Raw genomic sequence first — 18588 nt, 5'->3', positions numbered from 1 at the left:
TAGCAGGTGGCTCCATGGAGTCAACAAATCCGCGGCGGTGCAGCACGGGCTCTCCCCAGCCAGCGGGATCCCATTCGATGGGGACAGGCTGTGCGCCTTGTTGACGGCCTATTCGACCGGTGAATAAGGTATTTTCTGCAAGTTACGGTCTTTGCAGCGATTCGGCGCGACCTATCCGACGGAATTGTTCATGATCAGCACTGAAAAATCTGTCAAATCGGCCTTGGAGTCGCTGCGGGGAGCGCTCGATCAGCTGGAAAATGCCGTCGATCGACAGGTTGAAAATGGTCATAATGCCGAGCAGGCGGAAGCCGAATTGACACGCATGCTGGAGGACCGCTCGCGGCTGGCGCAGGAATTGGACGCGGCGGAGCATCGCGGCAACCGGCTTGAGGAGGCGAACCGCGAAGTCTCGCGCCGCCTCGTGACGGCGATGGAGACAATCCGCGCCGTGCTCGATCGCTAGGGTCAGGATCAAAGGCGGTGCGAGCGATCAACACACGACAGGAAATCGAATGGCACAGGTAACGGTCACAATTGATGGCAAGTCCTACCGCATGGCCTGCGAGGAGGGCCAGGAAGAGCATCTGACCGATCTCGCCGGACGGTTCGACCGCTATGTCGGTCATTTGAAGTCACAGTTCGGCGAAATAGGCGACCTGCGCCTGACGGTGATGTCGGGTATCATGGTGATGGACGAGTTGCATGAAGTGCAGCGCAAGGTGCGCGGCCTGGAAGCGGAGCTCGAAACCCTGAAGAAGACCCGGGACAATGCGCTCAGCCGGGTGGACAAGACCGACGCGGAACTCGCCACTGCGCTGCAGGAGGTGACCGGCCGCATCGAGGCGATCGCCGGCAAGCTGAAAGTCTAGACCCGGGCCAGGCAAAGCCGGGGGCCTGGACAAGCCGGAGCGGCTTCCTCGCCGCTGCGTCTCTAGGCGATATTGGCGGTGTTCTGGCGTGTGTGCTCGAAGAGTTCGGCGCAGGCAGCCGCCACCATCTCCGGCACGACGTGCAAGAGCTGCTGTCCGACCTCAGGAACTTCCTCATAGCGGGCCCGGCGCATTCGCTCGGCAGCAAAGCGCGCGAGCCTGGAATTGACGGCCGGATCGCTTTGCCCATGCAGGACGATGGAGGGCGCTGTGTTCTCTTCAACAAGCGCAGTCCAGTCGCCGCGGCTGGCGCCACTGTCGTTGAGGAAGGCCGATCTGCCATTTTGCGTGACATGCCGGATGCCCGCCTGCAGCACGCCGAATATGTCATCGTCCTGCAGCGCTTCGCGGTCGCTTGGCGATTGCTCGGCGAGCGCTTTCAGATAGCGCTGGGCGCCGCCGTAACGCAGATAGGCGAAACCGGCATTGACGATGAAACTATGGGTTGCCCGAGACGCGATACCGCGCGACGTGGCCAGTTTCTGCAGAGCGCCGAGCGGCTGCAAATCGGCGGCCATCTGCAGCGGAAAATAGCTGGAACAAAAGACGATGCCGGAGATGTCGAACGGATAGGCACGGCAATATTTAAGTGCGGCATGGGCGCCGAAGAGATGCGCCAGGATGACCGGCCGCTCGAAACCGTGAATCTTGGCGATGTGATGCGCGTCTGCGACGCAGGTGGCCAGATAGCCGGCATCGCTCGGCGCGCCGCTGCTGGCGCCGTAGCCGGGCTTTGAAACTCCGATCAGTTCGAAACCGGCGCGAAAGAAGGCGCGTCGGGTCCGTTTGGACAGTTCCGGACCCTGGGCTAGACCATGGAACAGGAGGATCTGACGGCGCGGATACGCCGGCGGATCGTCCTCGAGCGGATAATGGACGTAACCGATGCGGCGTTCACCGATTCGCAGCCGCCGCCAGACGGATGGATCATGGGCGAAGGGAAGCGTCTCGGAACCGGGCGCATATTGCGCCTCAGCAGCGGAAGGGGCGCCGGAAAAGGCCGCGAGGCTGGCGATGTCCTTGACAACCTGGACCGCCTCGACGCGCGAGGAGACGCCGAGCTTGCGAAAGATCGACCGCGTCTGGCTCTTGACGGTGTCGATGGAGCGGTGGCGCTTGTGCGAGATTTCGACATTGGACTTGCCGGTCAGCATCAGTTCGAAAACTTCTCTCTCCGAGCGTGTCAGACCGAGCGACCGTTGCAGGATGCCGGCGATGCGGGCAGTCCAGGTGGTCGCCGGCAGCGTCACAGCGACGGCATCGAGCCCGGCCGGACGGGTCAGCGCGACGTAGGCGCCGTCAATGGCGGATCGCACGAAATGGCGCTCGGCGGTGCCACCGCTGATGTCCCGGCAGCAATCCGCCCCCGGCAGCTGCATCTGGGGGCCGTCGCCCGTTGCGCCGGAGTCTGGCGCAATCGATGGGCGATCGACGGAGTTGCCGTGTGTCGCGCAGGGCGGCGGTTCAATCTTCAAAAGGGCTGCGAGTTTGTCCAGCACCGGGCCGGCAAGTTGTCGCTGCAGTTTGTCCCGGGCCTCTTGAAGCAATGGATTGGGATGCTGATGCAGGGATCGGCTTCCCGCGCGCAGCGAGAGGCCGAGGCCATCTATGTCGCCGAACAGTTCGCGGGCGGAGGTCGACTGCGCGACGACGCGCAGGTCAGCGTCAATGACGATCGTCACAGCCGGGCCCTGCGCGAGAGCGCGGTAGTGGGCCTGCGGACCGGGCGAGAGGGTGCGAGCCAGTTCACCGGCAATCTGGAAGTGGTTGGTCCGATCCGCGGACTCGTCCTTGCTGCCGTTGCTCTCGTCGCTGCCGTCGTTGATGAACGCTTCAATATTGCGCATGAATTCTGCGAATTCACGTTCGCCGTTGAAGTATGAATAGATGCTTTCGATGGCCCTTGGCAGGGCTGCTTCTTCCGCCGGCTTCATACTGTCATGTCCGATTCCCGTTGGTGCATCATATCGTCGCGAAACTTTATCTCAAGCGAATGACCGTCTGATGGCCGCGGCGAGGTGGCCGTTTCGCCACGGGTCTTGCCTTTGAGCGCCCTGGCGTTTCGCGGCGCGCGCAAAACGAGGAGCGCCGGATTGCGGTGCGCCGAATTTGTCCTATATACGAATTGCGATCTGCGCTTCTCGACAGGACACACAATCCCCGGGGCCTTACTTGATCCTAAGGGAGCTGTCCCTGGCCAGGCCCGTGGGCTTGGACACACGGCACCCACCTACATTGTAGGCTTCCCGGGATCGAACCGTCCATCGGTCGTCGCGGATCGCGCTTTCCAAAAAAATATGTTCCCTGTTCCGGCCGGTTGCGCTCAACGCCGGTTTTCGGCGTTCAGGCCGGGGTCCCGGCTCGAGGGCCATTGACAGGGTGGCCACAGCGCTGCACACACCGGCTTTTCGCGGTGGGCAAACTGGAGACGCCACCTTGCTCGACAAGCAGAGCCTGCGACGCGCCGTGCTGGACCGCCGGGACCGGTTGCCGGTGCAGTCCCGGATCGAGAAAAGCCTGGCCATGGAAGGCCATGCGGCGGCGCTGCAGATTGCGCCCGGAACACTCGTGGCCGGATTTCTGCCCATTCGCTCGGAACCGGATCTGCGACCATTGCTGGTGCGTCTGCGCGAGTGCGGGGCGCGCCTGTGTCTGCCGGTGGTGGTCGATCGGCAGACGATCGTCTTCCGCGCCTTTGACCGTGACACGGGGCTGGTGGAGACCGGGTTTGGCACGCGCGGTCCGGCCGATGATGCGGCGGTGGTGTCGCCGGACGTCATCCTGCTGCCTTTGGCGGCCTTTGACCGGCGCGGCCATCGACTCGGCTACGGCGCCGGCCATTATGACAGGGCGATCGCCCGCCTGCGCGCCGAGGGTCGCTCGGTGCGGTTGGTCGGAGCGGCGTTCGACATGCAGGAAACCGATCTCATCGCAGCGGAAGCGCATGACGTGCCGCTCGACGAGGTCCTGACCGAAAGCGGCCTCAGACGGTTCGCGGCGGGAGAGCAATAGACGATGCGACTACTTTTTCTTGGCGACATGGTCGGGCGCACCGGGCGCAACGCGGTGTTCGAACGGTTGCCCAGTCTGATCCGTGATTACAAACTCGATTTCGTTATCGTCAATGGCGAGAACGCTGCCGGAGGTTTCGGCATCACCGAAGATATTTTGCAGAGCACGCTGGCCGCCGGCGCCGATGTGGTGACGACCGGAAACCATGCTTTCGATCAGCGCGAGACGGTCATTTATGCGGACAATTACGCGCAGTTCCTGCGGCCGGCGAACTATCCGCAGGGCACACCGGGACGCGGTTCCAACCTTTATGTGGCGCGCAACGGGGCGCGCGTGCTTGTGGCCAATGTGATGGGGCGGGTGTTCATGCATCCCGATCTCGACGACCCATTCGGCTGCGCCGAGGGCATCCTGCAGGATACGCCGCTCGGAGAGCAGGCGGATGCGGTGGTGTTCGATTTCCACGCCGAGGCGACCAGCGAGAAAATGTGTTTTGCGCATTTTCTTGACGGGCAGGCCAGTCTGGTGGTCGGCACGCATACGCACATTCCGACGGCGGACGCGATGATCCTTGATGGCGGTACCGCCTATATGAGCGATGCCGGCATGTGCGGAGACTATGATTCCTCGCTTGGCATGGACAAGGAGGAGCCGCTCAACCGGTTCATCACGCGGTTGCCGAAAGGGCGCTTTGAAGCGGCATCGGGGCCGGCGACCATTTGTGGTGTGGCGGTGGAGATCTCCGACCGGACCGGCCTGGCGGAGAAGATCGCGCCGCTTCGCCTTGGCGCCCGCTTGAGCGAAAGCGTGCCCTCGTTCTGGACTTGACCGGGCGGCGAAGGATCGGTTGTGGCGCCGGTTCTGGACGAACAGCAGTGGCGCGATTATAAGGCCGGCATATTGAGAACGGGATAGAAGACGCGATGGCAGGTCATTCACAATTCAAGAACATCATGCACCGCAAGGGCCGGCAGGATGCCGTGCGCTCGAAGATCTTCTCCAAGCTGGCGCGCGAGATCACGGTCGCGGCAAAAATGGGTGCGCCCGATCCGGCAATGAACCCGCGTCTGCGACTGGCGATTCAGAACGCCAAGTCGCAATCGATGCCGAAAGACAATATCCAACGCGCAATCAGCAAGGCGTCGGGCGGCGACAGCGAGAACTACGAGGAAGTGCGCTATGAGGGCTACGGGCCGGGCGGCGTGGCGGTCATTGTCGAGGCACTGACCGACAATCGCAACCGCACCGCTTCCACCGTGCGCGCGGCCTTCACCAAATCCGGCGGCGCGCTCGGAGAAACCGGATCGGTCGGCTTCATGTTCAATCGGGTCGGCGAGATCGTCTATCCCGCCGACAAGGGCACGGCGGACGAGATCATGGAAGCGGCGATCATGGCCGGCGCCGAGGATGTGACGAGCGATGATGATGGCCACACCATCCTGTGCGCCTTCGAGGATATCGGCGATGTGTCGAAATCACTGGAAGACCAGCTCGGCGAAGCCGAATCCGTGCGTGCCGTGTGGAAGCCGCAGACGATGACGCCGGTCGATGAGGACAAGGCGATGTCGGTGTTGCGGCTGATCAGCGTGCTCGACGATGACGACGATGTGCAGAATGTCTATGCCAACTTCGAGGTCGATGACGAGGTGATGGCGAAGCTGTCGGCCTGATCCGGCAAGCGGCGGGTTTCTGTCCCGTCGTCGGCGTGATGTCAGAGACTGTCGCGAAGCGCGGCAAAGCGCCGGACCGCATCGAGCCGCGCCTCGATCGCGTAAACCGGGATCGACACCATGATCTCGTCGGCGCCGGTGTCGGCGAGAAAGCGGGCCATGTTCTCGCGCGCCTTGTCTGGGCCGCCGACAATGGCAAAGCGCAAGGTGTGCTCGACCATCGTCCTTTCCATCTCGGTCCAGATTTCATCCATGGAAGCGACCGGCTTCGGCATCTTGCCGCGCGCATTGCGGCGCATGTTGACGAAATTCTGCTGCACCGAGGTGAAGTGATAGGCGGCCTCCTCGTCGGTCGCGGCGATGACGCCCATGACAGCGGCCAGCACATAAGGCGCGTCGAGCTGAGCTGACGGCTTGAAGCCGGTGCGGTAGATCTCAAGCGCCTCGAACAGCTGGTCGGGCGCGAAATGCGATGCGAAGGCGTAGGGCAGGCCGAGAGCGGCGGCGAGATGCGCGCTGTAGAGGCTGGAGCCGAGAATCCAGATGGGCACATTGGCGCCTTCGCCGGGCACCGCGCGCAGCCGCTGGCCGTCCTGTGGTTCGCCGAGATAGGCCTGCAATTCGAGAATGTCATTGGGGAAGCTCTGAGCGCCGGCCTCGAGATTGCGCCGCAAGGCGCGGGCGGTCGCCATGTCGGTCCCCGGCGCACGTCCGAGGCCGAGATCGACGCGGCCGGGAAACAGCGCTTCCAGCGTGCCGAACTGTTCGGCGATGACCAGGGGCGCGTGGTTGGGCAGCATGATGCCGCCGGAGCCGATGCGGATCGTCTCGGTGGCATGGCCGGCCTCGGCGATGACCAGGGCCGTGGCGGCGCTGGCAATGCCCGCCATGCCGTGGTGCTCGGCAAGCCAGAAGCGGGCGAAACCCGCATCCTCGGCCGCCTTGGCCATCTCACGGGTCTCGGCGAGCGCCTGGCGGGCATCGCCGCCTTCAATGATGGGGCAAAGGTCAAGGATGGAGAACGCGGTCATCAATCAAGCTTTCGGGACAGTCGCCCGCGGCTGCGGCAGAGGCGCCGCGGCGGGGAAATGGAAATCAGGCGGGCAATTTGCGCCGGGCCGTTCTTCTATTTAGGCATGCGAGTCGCATTTGCCAAAGGCGCTGCGTCCGGCTGAGAGATGTTTTTGTTTTGTTCACATTTTGATGGAAAGGTCGCGGCGGGGCGGCTAGGATTCCGGCATGACAGAGGCGATTCGCATCATCGGCATCGATCCGGGGCTTCGGCGGACCGGCTGGGGCCTGGTTGAAAGCCTCGGCAATACGTTGCGCTTTGTCGCCTCGGGCACGGTCAGCTCCAACGCGGATTGCGATCTTGCGACCCGGCTGATGCAATTGCATGACGGCCTGGCAGAGATCGTTCATTCCTTCCGGCCAAGCGAGGCGGCGGTCGAGAACACCTTCGTCAACAAGAATGCGGCGGCGACCCTCAAACTGGGGCAGGCGCGCGGCATTGCCATGCTGGTGCCGGCACGGGCGGGTCTGCGGGTTTGTGAATATGCTCCGAATGCCGTCAAGAAGACGGTTATCGGTGTCGGGCACGGCGACAAGGGGCAGATCCGCATGATGGTCAAGGTCTTGATGCCGCGCGCCACATTTGACAGTGACGATGCCGCCGATGCGCTGGCGATTGCCATTTGCCATGCGCATCACCGGGCGGCGCCGGGCTGGCGGATGGCAGCGGAGTGACGGCATGATCGGAAAGCTGAAAGGCACGATCGACGAGATCGATGGCGATCTGGTGCTGATCGATGTGCATGGGGTCTGCTACGCGGTGTCATGCGCCTCGCGTACGGTGGCGCGGCTGAGCGTCGGCGAGGCGGCGGTGTTGCATATCGAAACCTATGTGCGCGAGGATCAGTTCCGGCTGTTCGGCTTCGGTTCGCATCTGGAGCGGGAATGGTTTCGCCTGCTGCAGGGGGTGCAGGGCGTTGGCGCCAAGGTGGCGCTGGCGGTGTTGTCGACGCTGAGCCCGTCGGAGATCGCCAATGCGGTGGCGCTGCGCGATGTTGCGATGGTGGCGCGGTCGCCCGGGGTGGGCAAGAAAGTGGCCGAACGGATCGTCACCGAACTGAAGTCGAAGGCACCGGCCTATGCCGGTGATGCGGCGCCGGCGATCGGCCTGAAACAGGAGCTTGGCGAGGGTGTCGCGACCGGTCCGGTGACCGATGCCGTCTCGGCGCTGAGCAATCTTGGCTACAGCCGCGATCAGGCGGCCAATGCTGTCGCGGCCGCCTTGAAGACGGCCGGCGAGGACGCCGATGCAGCCAAGCTCATTCGACTTGGCCTGAAGGAATTGTCGCGCTGATTGCTTGTTCATGGCCGGGTGATCTTGCTAGGAGATGACGGGTTTGTCGGCGGCCATGGGCGCCCGAGCGCCAGCTACGGAGTGAATTAATGAGCGAGGCCGATCGATTGATCGATCCGGAGAAGCGCGGCGAGGATCTGGAACAGAGCCTCCGGCCGCAGCGGCTCGACGATTTTACCGGACAGGCCGAAGCGCGCGCCAACCTGAAAGTGTTCATCGCGGCGGCCAAGGCGCGCGGCGAGGCGCTCGATCACGTCTTGTTCGTCGGTCCGCCGGGGCTTGGCAAGACGACGCTGGCGCAGATCATGGCGAAGGAACTGGGGGTCAATTTTCGCTCGACCTCGGGGCCGGTGATCGCCAAGTCCGGCGATCTGGCGGCGCTGCTGACCAACCTGGAAGACGGGGATGTCCTGTTCATCGACGAGATTCACCGGCTCAATCCTGCAGTCGAGGAGATCTTGTACCCGGCGATGGAGGATTTCCAGCTCGATCTGATCATCGGTGAAGGGCCGGCGGCCCGGTCGGTCAAGATCGACCTGGCGCGCTTCACCCTGGTGGCGGCGACAACGCGGCTTGGACTTCTGACCAATCCGTTGCGCGATCGCTTCGGCATCCCGGTCCGGCTGGAGTTCTACTCGGTCGAAGAACTTGAGCTGATCGTGCGGCGCGGGGCCCGGATCATGGGGCTTGGCATGACCGACGAAGGGGCGCGGGAAATTGCGCGGCGGGCGCGCGGCACACCACGGATCGCCGGGCGGCTGTTGCGCCGGGTGCGCGATTTTGCGGAAGTGGCGGAAGCGGATGCGGTCAGCCGGGACATTGCCGATGCGGCGCTGACACGGCTGTCTGTCGACAGCATGGGGCTGGATCAGCTTGATATGCGCTACCTGACGATGATTGCCGGGAATTTTGGCGGCGGTCCGGTGGGCATCGAGACGATCGCGGCTGGGCTGTCGGAACCGCGCGATGCCATCGAGGACATTATCGAGCCCTATCTGATCCAGCAGGGGTTCATCCAGCGCACGCCGCGCGGACGGTTGCTCACCAATCGCGCCTTCGGCCACCTTGGCATGGCCATGCCGAAGGATCTCGAAGCGGCGCAGTTCCGGCTGTCGCTCGACGAGGACTAGCCGGCGCGGCGACAGATGTCAGAACGGCCAGCGGGCAGCAAGACCGGCCATCGTCCTGTCAAACAGCGGACGACCGCCCGGCTGCCAGCCGAGCCTGGCGAGACGCTCGATGCTCATCACCGACACGGCGTTCGGGTCACCGGCGGGCGGCAGGGGGTGGGACACGCCAAGGGCTGACTGGAAGGGGGCCAGGATGTCGCGCGTGTCAACGAGGATATCGGAGACGTTCACGGCATCCGGCATTTCGCCGGGCTCTGCCTGTGCAAGCAAAAGGACGATGGCGGCGGCGAGATCACGGCCATGCACCTCGCTGGCGGCCCGGGCCGGCACCGGGCGGCCGGCGAGATAATCGGCAATCAGGCCCTGCCATTTGTTGGGAACGAGATCACCATAGACCCCGGTGGCACGCAGGCTGACACCGTCAAAGCCGGGGTGGCGCAGCGCGGCAAGGGCCGTCTCCGCTTCAAGCTTGACCTGGCCGTACAGTGAAGTGGGGGCGAGGGGCGCATCCTCGCGCAGCAGGGAACCGGGCGTGACGCCATCGTAGACGGCGCGGCTTGACAGAAAGACGAGGCGCCGGACGCCAGCGCGGCGCGCTGCTTCGAACAGGGCAAGCGTGCCGGCGCGATTGGCGCGGCAAAAGCCCTCCGGATCATCACCTTCGCCGCCACGGTAGCGACCGGGGAGGTGGGAGAAGGCGGCGTGGACAAAGTGATCGATACCGGTAAAGGCTTCGCTCTGATCGCTGTCTGGATCGAGTGCAAGGAGCCGATGCGGCAAGGCTTTGCGAAAGACGCCGGAAGGCGGCGGGGTGCGCCCGCCGACAACGACCTGAAAGCCGTGCTGCAGCAGATGATCGACGATGTAGCGGCCGACGAGGCCGGTGGCGCCGGAAACAAGGACCCGCTTCATGTCTCGCGACGTGCCGGCGGGCCGGGCAGCGTTGCGATGTCCGGGATCGCTTCGCCGGTGAGGAACGCCTGCCACAGGTCGATCAGGGGACGCAGCTGCGCCGTCCTCGGGTGATCCTTTTCCCAGGGTTTCTCGTATTGGAAATGCAGGATCGAGATCGATGCCCAATCCCAGAGTTCCGGCAGGTTGAACCAGACATATTGCAGCATGTTGTCGAACACCGGCAGTCCATGCCAGTCCGGAAAGAAATCCTGCAGGAAGGTCTGGTCGGTGCGCCGCCAGAACACGTTCGGCTGATCGAGCCGCTCGAGCATGGCGGCGAAGGTCGATGCATCCGGGCGCGCCGTGAAGACACCGGAGTTGAGCCGGTGAAAATCGCTCAGGCTCTCGTAGACATTGGGCGCGGCGGAAAATTCCGGATAATCGAACAGCCGGTCAATGTTCTTGAGCACGATCGCGTCGGCATCGATGAAGACGCAGGCTGCATAGTCGGTCAGTTGCCACAGACGCAGCTTGCAGAAATTGTCGAGCGGCGAGTGAAAAGCCGGTTTGCGCCCCTTGGTGAAGGGGGCGTCGGCATGCAGCTTGCCACGGGCATGGCGGGCGTTGAAGGCGTCCGAGGTGGCCAGCAGGTCAGTGCGCACCAGCCTGCAGCCAAGCTCTTTGAGTGGCGCGAGTTCGGCCTGGCCAACGCCGCCTGTGTGCAGCACGACAAGATCCGCCGTGGTCTGGGTGCGTTGCAGCGAGCGGGCCAGCGCCGTGGCGCCGAGCGCGTAGTCGGCATTGGTGACCAGAGTGACATAGGCCCGCTCGGAGCCTGCCGGGCCGTCGGGTGCCAGCCCGGTTGCAGATGAGGCAGCAGCGGCAGGGGCGGTCATGAGACCGATTTGAGCGCCGTGCCTTCCGGGTCCCTGTCGATCCGCGGGGCGATTTCGCGCGTCCAGGCGGCGGTGGCAGGAACACGGCTGCGGTCGACGCGATAGGCGAATTTTTTCGCGACCTCGACCACTTCCTCGAGCAGGCCGTCTTCGAGCCGGGTCGGGTTGAGGCCGAGGGCGAGGAACTTGTCATTGTTGACGACCAGTTCGTTCTCGGCCGCCTCCTTGCGCGGATTGGGCAGCATGGCGATCTTGGCACCGGTCAGGCGGGACACCAGCTCGGCGAGATCGCGAACGCGGTGCGTTTCGGTCATCTGGTTGAAGATCTCGACGCGGTCGCCGCGTGCCGGCGGATTGTTCAAGGCGATCTCGACGCAGCGCACACAATCGCGGATGTGAATGAAGGCGCGCGTCTGGCCACCGGTGCCGTGAACGGTCAGCGGATAGCCGATCGCCGCCTGGATCAAAAAGCGGTTGAGGACCGTGCCGTAATCGCCGTCGTAATCGAAGCGGTTGATCAGTTGCGGGTGGCGTGCCGTCTGCGGCGTGTGGGTGCCCCAGACGATGCCCTGGTGCAAGTCGGTGATGCGCACGCCATCGTTCTTGGCGTAAAACTGAAACAGCAGCTGATCCAGGCATTTGGTCATGTGGTAGATGGAGCCGGGATTGGCCGGATAGAGGATTTCCTGCTGCACCGTCTCGCCGGACATGGTTTCGATACCGACCGGAAGATAGCCCTCGGGGATCGCGGCACCGACGGTCGAATAGCCGTACACGCCCATGGTGCCGAGATGCACGAGGTGGGCGTCGAGCTCAAGCTCGACCATGGCGTTGAGCAGATTGTGGCTGGCACTGACATTGTTGTTGACGGTGTAGTTCTTGTGCCGGTCCGACTTCATGGAGTAGGGCGCGGCACGCTGCTGGGCGAAATGAACAATGGCATCTGGCCGATGCGCATCGAGCCAGTTCTTCAAGAGCTGATAATCACCGGCAAGGTCGATGAGGTGAAAATGAATGCGGCGGCCGGTTTCGGCATGCCAGATGCGGGTGCGCTCCTGGATCGAATCCATCGGGGTGAGCGACTGGACGCCAAGCTCGGTGTCGATCCAGCGCCGCGACAGATTGTCGATGATGTGCACGTCGTGGCCGGCATCGGACAGATGCAGGGCTGTCGGCCAGCCGACGAAACCGTCGCCGCCAAGGATCGCTATTTTCATTGTCTGCTCCTGAATTCGTCCGCCTTATGCACCAGTTGCAAGAAACAATTGTGACCGGCGCGCGATGCTTTAAAAGCATGTTCCAGTCGCCGTGAAAAGGGCAGGAGAAACGGATAATGCGGGATGTTTCGACAACCCCCCACGAACTGGCAGGCGAACTGACCGACGCCGGTCACGTGCTGCGCCAGCGTGTCTATTATGAGGACACCGACTTTTCAGGCGTTGTCTATCATGCGCGCTATCTGCATTTTCTCGAGCGCGGCCGCACCGACATGATCCGCCATCTGGGGGTGGCGCAAAGTGCGATTCATGCGGTCGGCGACCCGGCAGAAGCCGTGGCCTTCGTGGTGCGGCGGATGGAGATCGATTTCCGGTCGCCGGCGCGCATGGACGACGTCTTGATCATCTCCACGCAGGCCGACGAGGTGCGCGGCGCACGCATGACGCTCCACCAGGAGATCCGGAGGGAGGAGGACCTGCTGATTTCGGCGAAGGTGCAGGTGGCGGTGGTCAACGGTTTCGGCCGGCCGCGGCGTCTGCCGGACGCGCTGGCGGCGCGGCTGCGCATCTCCCCTTGAAGGCGCGAATAACGGCTCAATTGCCGCCGTTCGCCGTGCCCTGAACGGCAAATCGGCGCTGGCGGTTTTCGAGCGTGCGACGCTCAAATTTCATGCTATGGTTTCCAATCCCCGCCCGTCATGCGCGTAGAGTGGGTAGCAAAACTGTCATGGGAGGAGCGATCATGAAAATAGCAGCATTGCCGCTGATTGGCGGATTGGCGATTGCCGGTGCACTGGCGATGGCGGTGTCGGCCGCAAGTGCCTTTGAACCGGAACGGACGGAATGTATCGCCCCGGCAAATCCGGGCGGCGGTTGGGACTTCACCTGCCGGCAGGTCGGCAAGTCGCTGCAGGATCTGGGGCTCATCAAATCCACCATGCAGGTGGTGAACCTGTCGGGCGGCGGTGGCGGCGTGGCGTTCGCAGAGGTGGTGAACAAGCGCAACGACGCGAATGATCTGATCATCGCAGCGTCGTCCGCCACGGCCACCCGACTGGCGCAAAACGCCTATCCGGGCAACACGATGGATCAGGTGCGCTGGCTGGCGGCCGTGGGTGCCGATTACGGTGTTATCGCTGTCGCGAAGGACAGCGAGATCAACACGCTTCCCGAACTTCTGGAGAAGATCAAGGATGACCCGAGTTCGGTCAGCATCGGCGGCGGTTCGGCGGTCGGCGGCTGGGATCATCTGAAGGTGCTGATCGCCGCTCAGAAAGCCGGTATTTCCGACGTGCGGAGCGTCAAATACATTGCCTTTGCCGGCGGTGGCGAGGCGGTCACGCAACTTCTCGCCGGTTCCCTGCAGGCCTTCACCGGTGATCTGTCGGAAGCGAAGGGCTTTGTCGACTCCGGCGACATCAAGGTGCTGGCGGTTCTGGCGCCGGAGCGTCTCGAGGGTGAATTTGCCGACATGCCGACGGCCAAGGAGCAGGGCATCGACGCAATCGGCGCGAATTGGCGCGGCTTTTATGCGCCGGGCGGCATGAGCGGCGAAGCCTATGAATTCTGGGTGGATGCCATTGGCACGCTGTATGCCAGTGACGAATGGAAGGCGGTGATGGAGACGAACGGTCTCGCCCCGCTCGACCTGCAGGGCGCCGAGTTCGAAGCGTTCGTCAGGGACTCCGTCGACAACATCACGGCGCTGTCGAAGGAAATCGGGATCCTCCAATAGGGAACCCATGGCCCGCCCGATGAAGGGGCGGGCCACATTCTTGCGGGGGGGACGAGCATGAGCGACCGCATCTTCGGTGGTATCGGCATTCTGATCGCGCTGATTTTCGCGTATCAGGCGACCATCATCCAGGAGAGCTTCCTGTCGGATGCCGTGGGGCCGAAAACGTTCCCGCTGGTCATTGCGGCGGTGATGGCTCTTGCCTCTGTCTATTTCCTGATCAAACCGGATCCCGAGCCCTCCTGGCCACGCGCCGGACGGCTCGCGGAGATCGGTCTGGCGGCCCTGGTGATGCTGGCCTATGCGCAGCTCTTGCCGGAACTCGGGTTTCTCATCTCCACCACGCTGGCGGCGAGCTATCTGACATGGCGGCTGGGTACGCGCCCGCTGCAATCAGCTGTCGTCGGTCTCGGCACGGCGATCGGCATTTATGTTGTGTTCAAGCTGATCCTGGGGCTGTCGCTGGCTTCCGGGCCGCTTGGGTTCTGAGGGTTTAGGTCATGGACACACTCTCCTCGCTTGCTGATGGCTTCTCCGTAGCGCTGACATTCCAGAATATCGGACTGGCGCTGCTCGGCTGCTTTCTCGGCACGATCATGGGCGCGTTGCCGGGCCTCGGCCCGTCCAACGGGGTGGCGATCCTCATACCGCTGGCCTTCACGCTCGGACTCGGGCCGACACCGGCGCTGATCCTGCTGACCTCGGTCTATTACGGCGCGATGTATGGTGGGCGAATCAGCTCGATCCTGTTGAACATACCGGGCGACGAGCCCGCGATGATGACCTGTCTCGACGGTTATCCCATGGCGCAGCAGGGGCGGGCCGGCGAAGCCCTGGCGCTGTCGGGCATTGCGTCTTTCGTCGGCGCGTTCTTTGCGACCTGGGGTCTCGTGCTGTTGGCGCCGCAACTGGTCAAGGTGGCCCTATTATTCGGGCCGGCCGAGTATTTTGCGCTGTTCACCCTGGCCTTTGCGACGCTAGGCGGGATCAGCGCCAGCAACCAGGCGAAATCGGCCTTTGCAGCGGCCCTCGGACTTGGACTGGCGATGATCGGGGTCGATACCCAGACCGGCGTGCCGCGTTTCACATTTGGCGAGGTGCATCTTTATGACGGGATCGACTTCCTTGTCGCCATCGTCGGACTGTTTGCGCTGTCGGAGGTGTTCATCTTCCTCGAACATCGCGGTTCGGCGGAAGAGGAAGCGGCCAAGCCGAAGGTGGTGATCGGCAAGATCGCGCCGTCATGGGGGCTGATCCGCTATTGCACGCCGACCATGCTGCGCACCACGGTCCTCGGTTTCATCGCCGGTGTGCTGCCCGGCGCCGGCGCCTCGCTCGGCTCGTTCATTTCCTATTCCCTGGAAAAGAAGCTCGTCGACAAGAAGGGCACATTCGGCACCGGCGACCCGCGCGGTGTCGCGGCCCCCGAGGCGGGCAACAATGCCGCGGCCGGCGGAGCGCTTGTGCCGATGCTGGCGCTCGGCGTGCCGGGGTCGGGAACCACCGCGGTGCTGCTGGCCGTCCTGCTGGCGCTCAACATCACCCCCGGCCCGCTGCTGTTTACGCAAAACCCGGATGTCGTGTGGGGTCTTATCGCGGCCTTGTTCATCGGCAACTTCATGCTTCTGGCAATGAACATTCCGATGGTCGGGCTGTTCGTGCGGGTGCTGATGGTGCCGCCGCGCATCCTGATGCCGATCGTTGCCATGATCTCGTTCGTCGGCATTTACGGCATTTCCGGCAGCAGTTTCGATCTGATGGTGATGGTCGGCTTCGGTATCATGGGCTGGGCTTTGCGCAAGCTTGATGTTCCGCTGGTTCCGGTCATTCTCGGCACGCTTCTCGGCAACGAGATGGAGGTCAATCTGCGGCGCGCGGTGACCATCAATGATGGTGATTATTCGATCCTCGTCGGATCGCCGCTGACCCTGATCCTGTGGGCGATCGCCATTGTCGGTTTCGTGCTGCCGATCTTTGTCGGCGGCATCGTCAGGGCGCGCATGCGCAAAGCGGCGGCAAAGGACGAGACGGCGACAGCGGCGACCGAAGGGGCCAACCCCGACTGAGCGACGGCTTGCCGGGCGTCACTTCCCATTCTCGCCGGCGACCGCCTTGAGCATGTGCCTGGTGACCGACTGCCGCCAGCTATTCGCCTCCTGCCAGGGGTCGGGCGCCTGGGCGCGATCGACAGCCTCGGCCAGGCTGAAGCTGTTGGCGGCGTCAAGGTCGGCCAGTTCCTGCCATGATACGGGCACGGCGACCGGAGCGCCGGGCCGGGCGCGCACGGACCACGGCGCGATCGCCGTCGAGCCGCGCTCATTGCGCAGCCAGTCAATGAATATGCGGCCCTTGCGCTTCTTCTTCGACATGGTTGCGGTGTAGCGCTCCGGCGCCGCTGCAGCCAGCCGTTGAGACAGGTCGCGGGAGAAGCTTTTGACTTCGGCGAAGTCGGCGCGCCGCTGCAGGGGAACGATGACGTGAATGCCCTTGCCGCCGGTGACCATGGCCAGGGATTGCAGGCCCACCGCTTCAAGCACCTGCCGCATTTCGCTTGCAGCCGCCTTGACGCGCTCGAAGTCGAGACCGGCATCGGGGTCGAGGTCGAAAACCATGCGGTCGGGCCGGTCGAGACGATCGCTGCGGGCGCCCCAGACATGGAACTCGATGGTGCCCATCTGGACAGCGGCGACGATATCTTCGGCGGCATCGAGGACCATGTATTTGGCTGTCTTGCCGGAGGATTCCTGGATGGGGATCTCGCCAATCGAGTCGGGAAAGCCCTGGCCAGCGTGTTTCTGGAAGAAGCAATCGCCGATGTCGCCGCTCGGGCACCGCACCAGGGAGACGGGACGATGGCGCGATTCGGCGAGAAAACGCTCGGCGACGCGCTCGTAATACTCCGCGAGGTCGAGTTTGGTCAGACCCGGCTTCTTGAAGATCACCCGGTCGTGACTGCTGATCCGGACACCGGCGACCACGGGGCCTGTCTTGCCTTTTGGCGCGGTCTGGGCGGACTTGCGGGTTTCCGTCTTCATCGCCTTGACTCGCTGTGGCGTTTTCTTTTTTCCAGGGGCTGGCGACGCGCTGCCATCATTTGAACCGGGGGCGGATGGGCCTTCCAGAGCCACGTCGGGTGCCTTCTTGTCGCGGCGCAGCCCCTCGTAAACGCCATGCCGGATATGGCCATGGTCCGTGAACTCGGCGAAATCGACCTCGACAACGAGGTCCGGTCGCAGCCATCTGGCGCCACGTGCAAACTGTTTCGGCACCTCGGCAAAAGGCATGGACTTGCGAGCCCGCTTGGCAAACAGACCGGCGAGTTCACTCATCGAGCGCTCGTTGAAGCCGGTGCCGACGCGGCCGCGATAGATCAGCTTCTCGTCTTCGAAGGTGCCGAGCAGCAAGGAGGCGAACGGCCGGCCGCGCTTGTCGGAGGCCGAAAATCCACCCACGACGAATTCCTGGCGGCGGGTGCATTTGACTTTCAGCCAGCCACCGGACCGTCCCGAGCGATAGGCGGCGTCGGCGCGCTTGGCAATCAAACCCTCCTGATTGGCGCGGCACAGCTGGCGGAAAACCTCCTGGCTGTGGCCGCGCACATGCTCGCTGTAGCGCAACGTGCCGCCGGTGTGCCCGGAGAGCAGTTCCTTCAGCCGCTCCTTGCGCTCGAGCAATGGCTGCTTGCGCAGGTCGGTTCCGTCGAGGGTCAGCAGATCGAAGGCGAAATAGGAAATCGGCGTGCCGGTCGCGAGGGCCTCCTGCAGAGCCGAAAAGCTCGAACCTTCGCCCTCGGCTATGGCTTCGCCGTCAATCAGCGCGTTGCGGCATGGCAGAGTGCTTAGAGCGGCGGCGATGTCGGGGAATTTTTCGCTCCAGTCATGGCCGTTGCGCGTGTAGCAGAGGACGCCGCCCTTGCCGATGGCGCAAAGCAGGCGGTAGCCGTCAAACTTCACCTCGCTGACCCAGTCATCGCCGGCAGGCGCTGATTCAACGCGCTTGGCAAGCTGTGGCGCGATAAAACGCGGTGCGGCGAGGCGACTCTGTGTCTTTCGCGCCGGTTTCTTCTTGTCCTGGCCAGCCGGGACGGCGCCGCTGGCGACATTCTCCTTGGCGCTCTTGCCAGAGTGCCAGACACGCTTGCCGCGGGCGCCTTCACCGGCGGCGATCTCCTCCATGGTGCGGCCGGAGACAATGCTGGTCATTTCCGATCGCAGCAGCTTGTCGCCTTCCTCGGAGGCAATGTCGTCGCGCTCCTTGATCAGCAGCCAGTTCTCGCGTTTTTCTCGCTCGCGCGGTCGCATGCGCACCAGCGTCCACCTGCCGGTCAGGCGTTCGCCATGCAGCCGGAATTTCAGCTTGCCTTCCGCGAGGCCGGGCCCGGCGTCTTCCAACGGCTCCCACCAGCCGGTGTCCCACAGCATCACCGTTCCACCGCCATATTCCTTGGCGGGGATCGTGCCTTCGAAACGGCCGTAGTCCATCGGGTGGTCCTCGGTGCGCACCGCAAGACGCTTGTCCTCGGGATCGAGGCTCGGGCCACGAGTGACCGCCCAGCTTTTCAAGACGCCGTCGAGTTCAAGTCGGAAGTCGTAGTGCAGGCGGCGCGCGGCATGTTTCTGGATCAGGTAGGCGAGGCGCCCCTTGCTTTTGCCGGTGGCGCCGCGCGGTTCGCTGGTCTTGTTGAAGTCGCGCTTGCGGTTGTACTCTTCGATATCGGTGCGGGAGGTCGCCATGTGC

Annotated in this window: 19 protein-coding genes and 1 other RNA gene; 14 read left to right on the top strand and 6 right to left on the bottom strand. The window is 63.6% G+C overall.

Translation table 11 applies throughout. The features are described 5' to 3' along the window. The first annotated feature begins 190 nt into the window (after nucleotides 1-190). Nucleotides 191-466, top strand: coding sequence for a DUF4164 domain-containing protein (locus tag KY465_RS03380; RefSeq protein WP_219158431.1), 276 nt, complete (start codon nucleotides 191-193; stop codon nucleotides 464-466). Nucleotides 467-515: 49 nt separating this feature from the next. Next, nucleotides 516-872, top strand: coding sequence for a cell division protein ZapA (locus KY465_RS03375; RefSeq protein WP_219158429.1), 357 nt, complete (start codon nucleotides 516-518; stop codon nucleotides 870-872). Nucleotides 873-934: 62 nt separating this feature from the next. Here KY465_RS03375 and KY465_RS03370 read toward each other — a convergent pair whose 3' ends face one another. Continuing rightward, on the bottom strand, nucleotides 935-2248 hold the full coding sequence (locus KY465_RS03370; RefSeq protein WP_219158427.1) for an alpha/beta fold hydrolase: 1314 nt from the start codon (nucleotides 2246-2248) through the stop codon (nucleotides 935-937). A gap of 3 nt (nucleotides 2249-2251) precedes the next feature. Here KY465_RS03370 and KY465_RS03365 point away from each other — a divergent pair, with 3 nt between their 5' ends. The 5 genes from KY465_RS03365 (at nucleotide 2252) to KY465_RS03345 (ending at nucleotide 5614) form a co-directional block, all read left to right on the top strand. Next, nucleotides 2252-2815 (top strand): hypothetical protein, encoded by a 564-nt coding sequence (locus KY465_RS03365; protein ID WP_219158425.1) that lies wholly within the window; start codon nucleotides 2252-2254, stop codon nucleotides 2813-2815. A 243-nt stretch (nucleotides 2816-3058) separates the two neighbouring features. Further along, nucleotides 3059-3216: non-coding RNA, 6S RNA (gene ssrS / locus KY465_RS03360), on the top strand. A gap of 152 nt (nucleotides 3217-3368) precedes the next feature. Further along, on the top strand, nucleotides 3369-3944 hold the full coding sequence (locus KY465_RS03355; RefSeq protein ID WP_219158423.1) for a 5-formyltetrahydrofolate cyclo-ligase: 576 nt from the start codon (nucleotides 3369-3371) through the stop codon (nucleotides 3942-3944). A gap of 3 nt (nucleotides 3945-3947) precedes the next feature. Next, complete coding sequence (locus KY465_RS03350) at nucleotides 3948-4772, top strand: TIGR00282 family metallophosphoesterase (RefSeq protein ID WP_219158421.1); 825 nt, start codon at nucleotides 3948-3950, stop codon at nucleotides 4770-4772. A gap of 95 nt (nucleotides 4773-4867) precedes the next feature. Further along, nucleotides 4868-5614 carry a YebC/PmpR family DNA-binding transcriptional regulator gene (locus KY465_RS03345; protein ID WP_219158419.1) on the top strand — a complete coding sequence of 249 codons (747 nt, stop codon included), beginning with the start codon at nucleotides 4868-4870 and terminating at the stop codon, nucleotides 5612-5614. Nucleotides 5615-5655: 41 nt separating this feature from the next. Here the strand turns inward: KY465_RS03345 and KY465_RS03340 are convergent, their stop codons facing one another. Further along, nucleotides 5656-6645 (bottom strand): LLM class flavin-dependent oxidoreductase, encoded by a 990-nt coding sequence (locus KY465_RS03340; RefSeq protein ID WP_219158417.1) that lies wholly within the window; start codon nucleotides 6643-6645, stop codon nucleotides 5656-5658. Between the two features lie 208 nt (nucleotides 6646-6853). Here KY465_RS03340 and ruvC point away from each other — a divergent pair, with 208 nt between their 5' ends. The 3 genes from ruvC to ruvB all read left to right on the top strand — a co-directional run bounded on the left by ruvC (nucleotide 6854) and on the right by ruvB (nucleotide 9109). Then, nucleotides 6854-7360: a crossover junction endodeoxyribonuclease RuvC gene (ruvC, locus tag KY465_RS03335; protein WP_219158415.1), complete on the top strand. Its 507-nt coding sequence runs from the start codon at nucleotides 6854-6856 to the stop codon at nucleotides 7358-7360. A gap of 4 nt (nucleotides 7361-7364) precedes the next feature. After that, nucleotides 7365-7979: a Holliday junction branch migration protein RuvA gene (gene ruvA / locus KY465_RS03330; protein WP_219158413.1), complete on the top strand. Its 615-nt coding sequence runs from the start codon at nucleotides 7365-7367 to the stop codon at nucleotides 7977-7979. Nucleotides 7980-8068: 89 nt separating this feature from the next. After that, a complete protein-coding gene (gene ruvB / locus KY465_RS03325) occupies nucleotides 8069-9109 on the top strand; it encodes a Holliday junction branch migration DNA helicase RuvB (protein WP_219158411.1) in 1041 nt (346 codons plus the stop codon). 18 nt (nucleotides 9110-9127) lie between these two features. On the opposite strand, the gene KY465_RS03320 is transcribed toward ruvB, so the two are convergent. Genes KY465_RS03320 through KY465_RS03310 form a run of 3 tightly spaced genes read right to left on the bottom strand, consistent with a single transcriptional unit; the run spans nucleotide 9128 to nucleotide 12116 of the window. Next, nucleotides 9128-10021, bottom strand: a complete 894-nt coding sequence (locus KY465_RS03320) for an NAD-dependent epimerase/dehydratase family protein (protein ID WP_219158409.1) — start codon at nucleotides 10019-10021, stop codon at nucleotides 9128-9130. Continuing rightward, nucleotides 10018-10899: a glycosyltransferase gene (locus KY465_RS03315; protein WP_219158407.1), complete on the bottom strand. Its 882-nt coding sequence runs from the start codon at nucleotides 10897-10899 to the stop codon at nucleotides 10018-10020. Before KY465_RS03315 ends, KY465_RS03320 begins: the two co-directional genes overlap by 4 nt. Further along, the gene (locus tag KY465_RS03310; RefSeq protein WP_219158405.1) at nucleotides 10896-12116 is read right to left on the bottom strand and encodes an NAD-dependent epimerase/dehydratase family protein; all 1221 of its coding nucleotides are present in this window, start codon (nucleotides 12114-12116) and stop codon (nucleotides 10896-10898) included. Before KY465_RS03310 ends, KY465_RS03315 begins: the two co-directional genes overlap by 4 nt. A 116-nt stretch (nucleotides 12117-12232) precedes the next feature. Between KY465_RS03310 and ybgC the strand changes: the two genes are divergently transcribed. The 4 genes from ybgC (at nucleotide 12233) to KY465_RS03290 (ending at nucleotide 15917) form a co-directional block, all read left to right on the top strand. Then, nucleotides 12233-12694, top strand: a complete 462-nt coding sequence (ybgC, locus tag KY465_RS03305) for a tol-pal system-associated acyl-CoA thioesterase (RefSeq protein ID WP_219158403.1) — start codon at nucleotides 12233-12235, stop codon at nucleotides 12692-12694. Nucleotides 12695-12858: 164 nt separating this feature from the next. After that, nucleotides 12859-13851: a Bug family tripartite tricarboxylate transporter substrate binding protein gene (locus KY465_RS03300; protein ID WP_255561407.1), complete on the top strand. Its 993-nt coding sequence runs from the start codon at nucleotides 12859-12861 to the stop codon at nucleotides 13849-13851. A gap of 57 nt (nucleotides 13852-13908) precedes the next feature. Next, nucleotides 13909-14340, top strand: a complete 432-nt coding sequence (locus KY465_RS03295) for a tripartite tricarboxylate transporter TctB family protein (RefSeq protein ID WP_219158401.1) — start codon at nucleotides 13909-13911, stop codon at nucleotides 14338-14340. An 11-nt stretch (nucleotides 14341-14351) separates the two neighbouring features. Continuing rightward, a complete protein-coding gene (locus tag KY465_RS03290; protein ID WP_219158396.1) occupies nucleotides 14352-15917 on the top strand; it encodes a tripartite tricarboxylate transporter permease in 1566 nt (521 codons plus the stop codon). An 18-nt stretch (nucleotides 15918-15935) separates the two neighbouring features. Here KY465_RS03290 and ligD read toward each other — a convergent pair whose 3' ends face one another. Beyond that, nucleotides 15936-18584, bottom strand: a complete 2649-nt coding sequence (gene ligD, locus KY465_RS03285; protein ID WP_219158394.1) for a DNA ligase D — start codon at nucleotides 18582-18584, stop codon at nucleotides 15936-15938. Nucleotides 18585-18588 lie beyond the last annotated feature (4 nt).

This window comes from Neohoeflea coraliihabitans (assembly GCF_019334345.1).
GTDB lineage: Bacteria > Pseudomonadota > Alphaproteobacteria > Rhizobiales > Rhizobiaceae > Pseudohoeflea > Pseudohoeflea coraliihabitans.
This window is presented reverse-complemented; position numbering and strand designations above follow the sequence as displayed.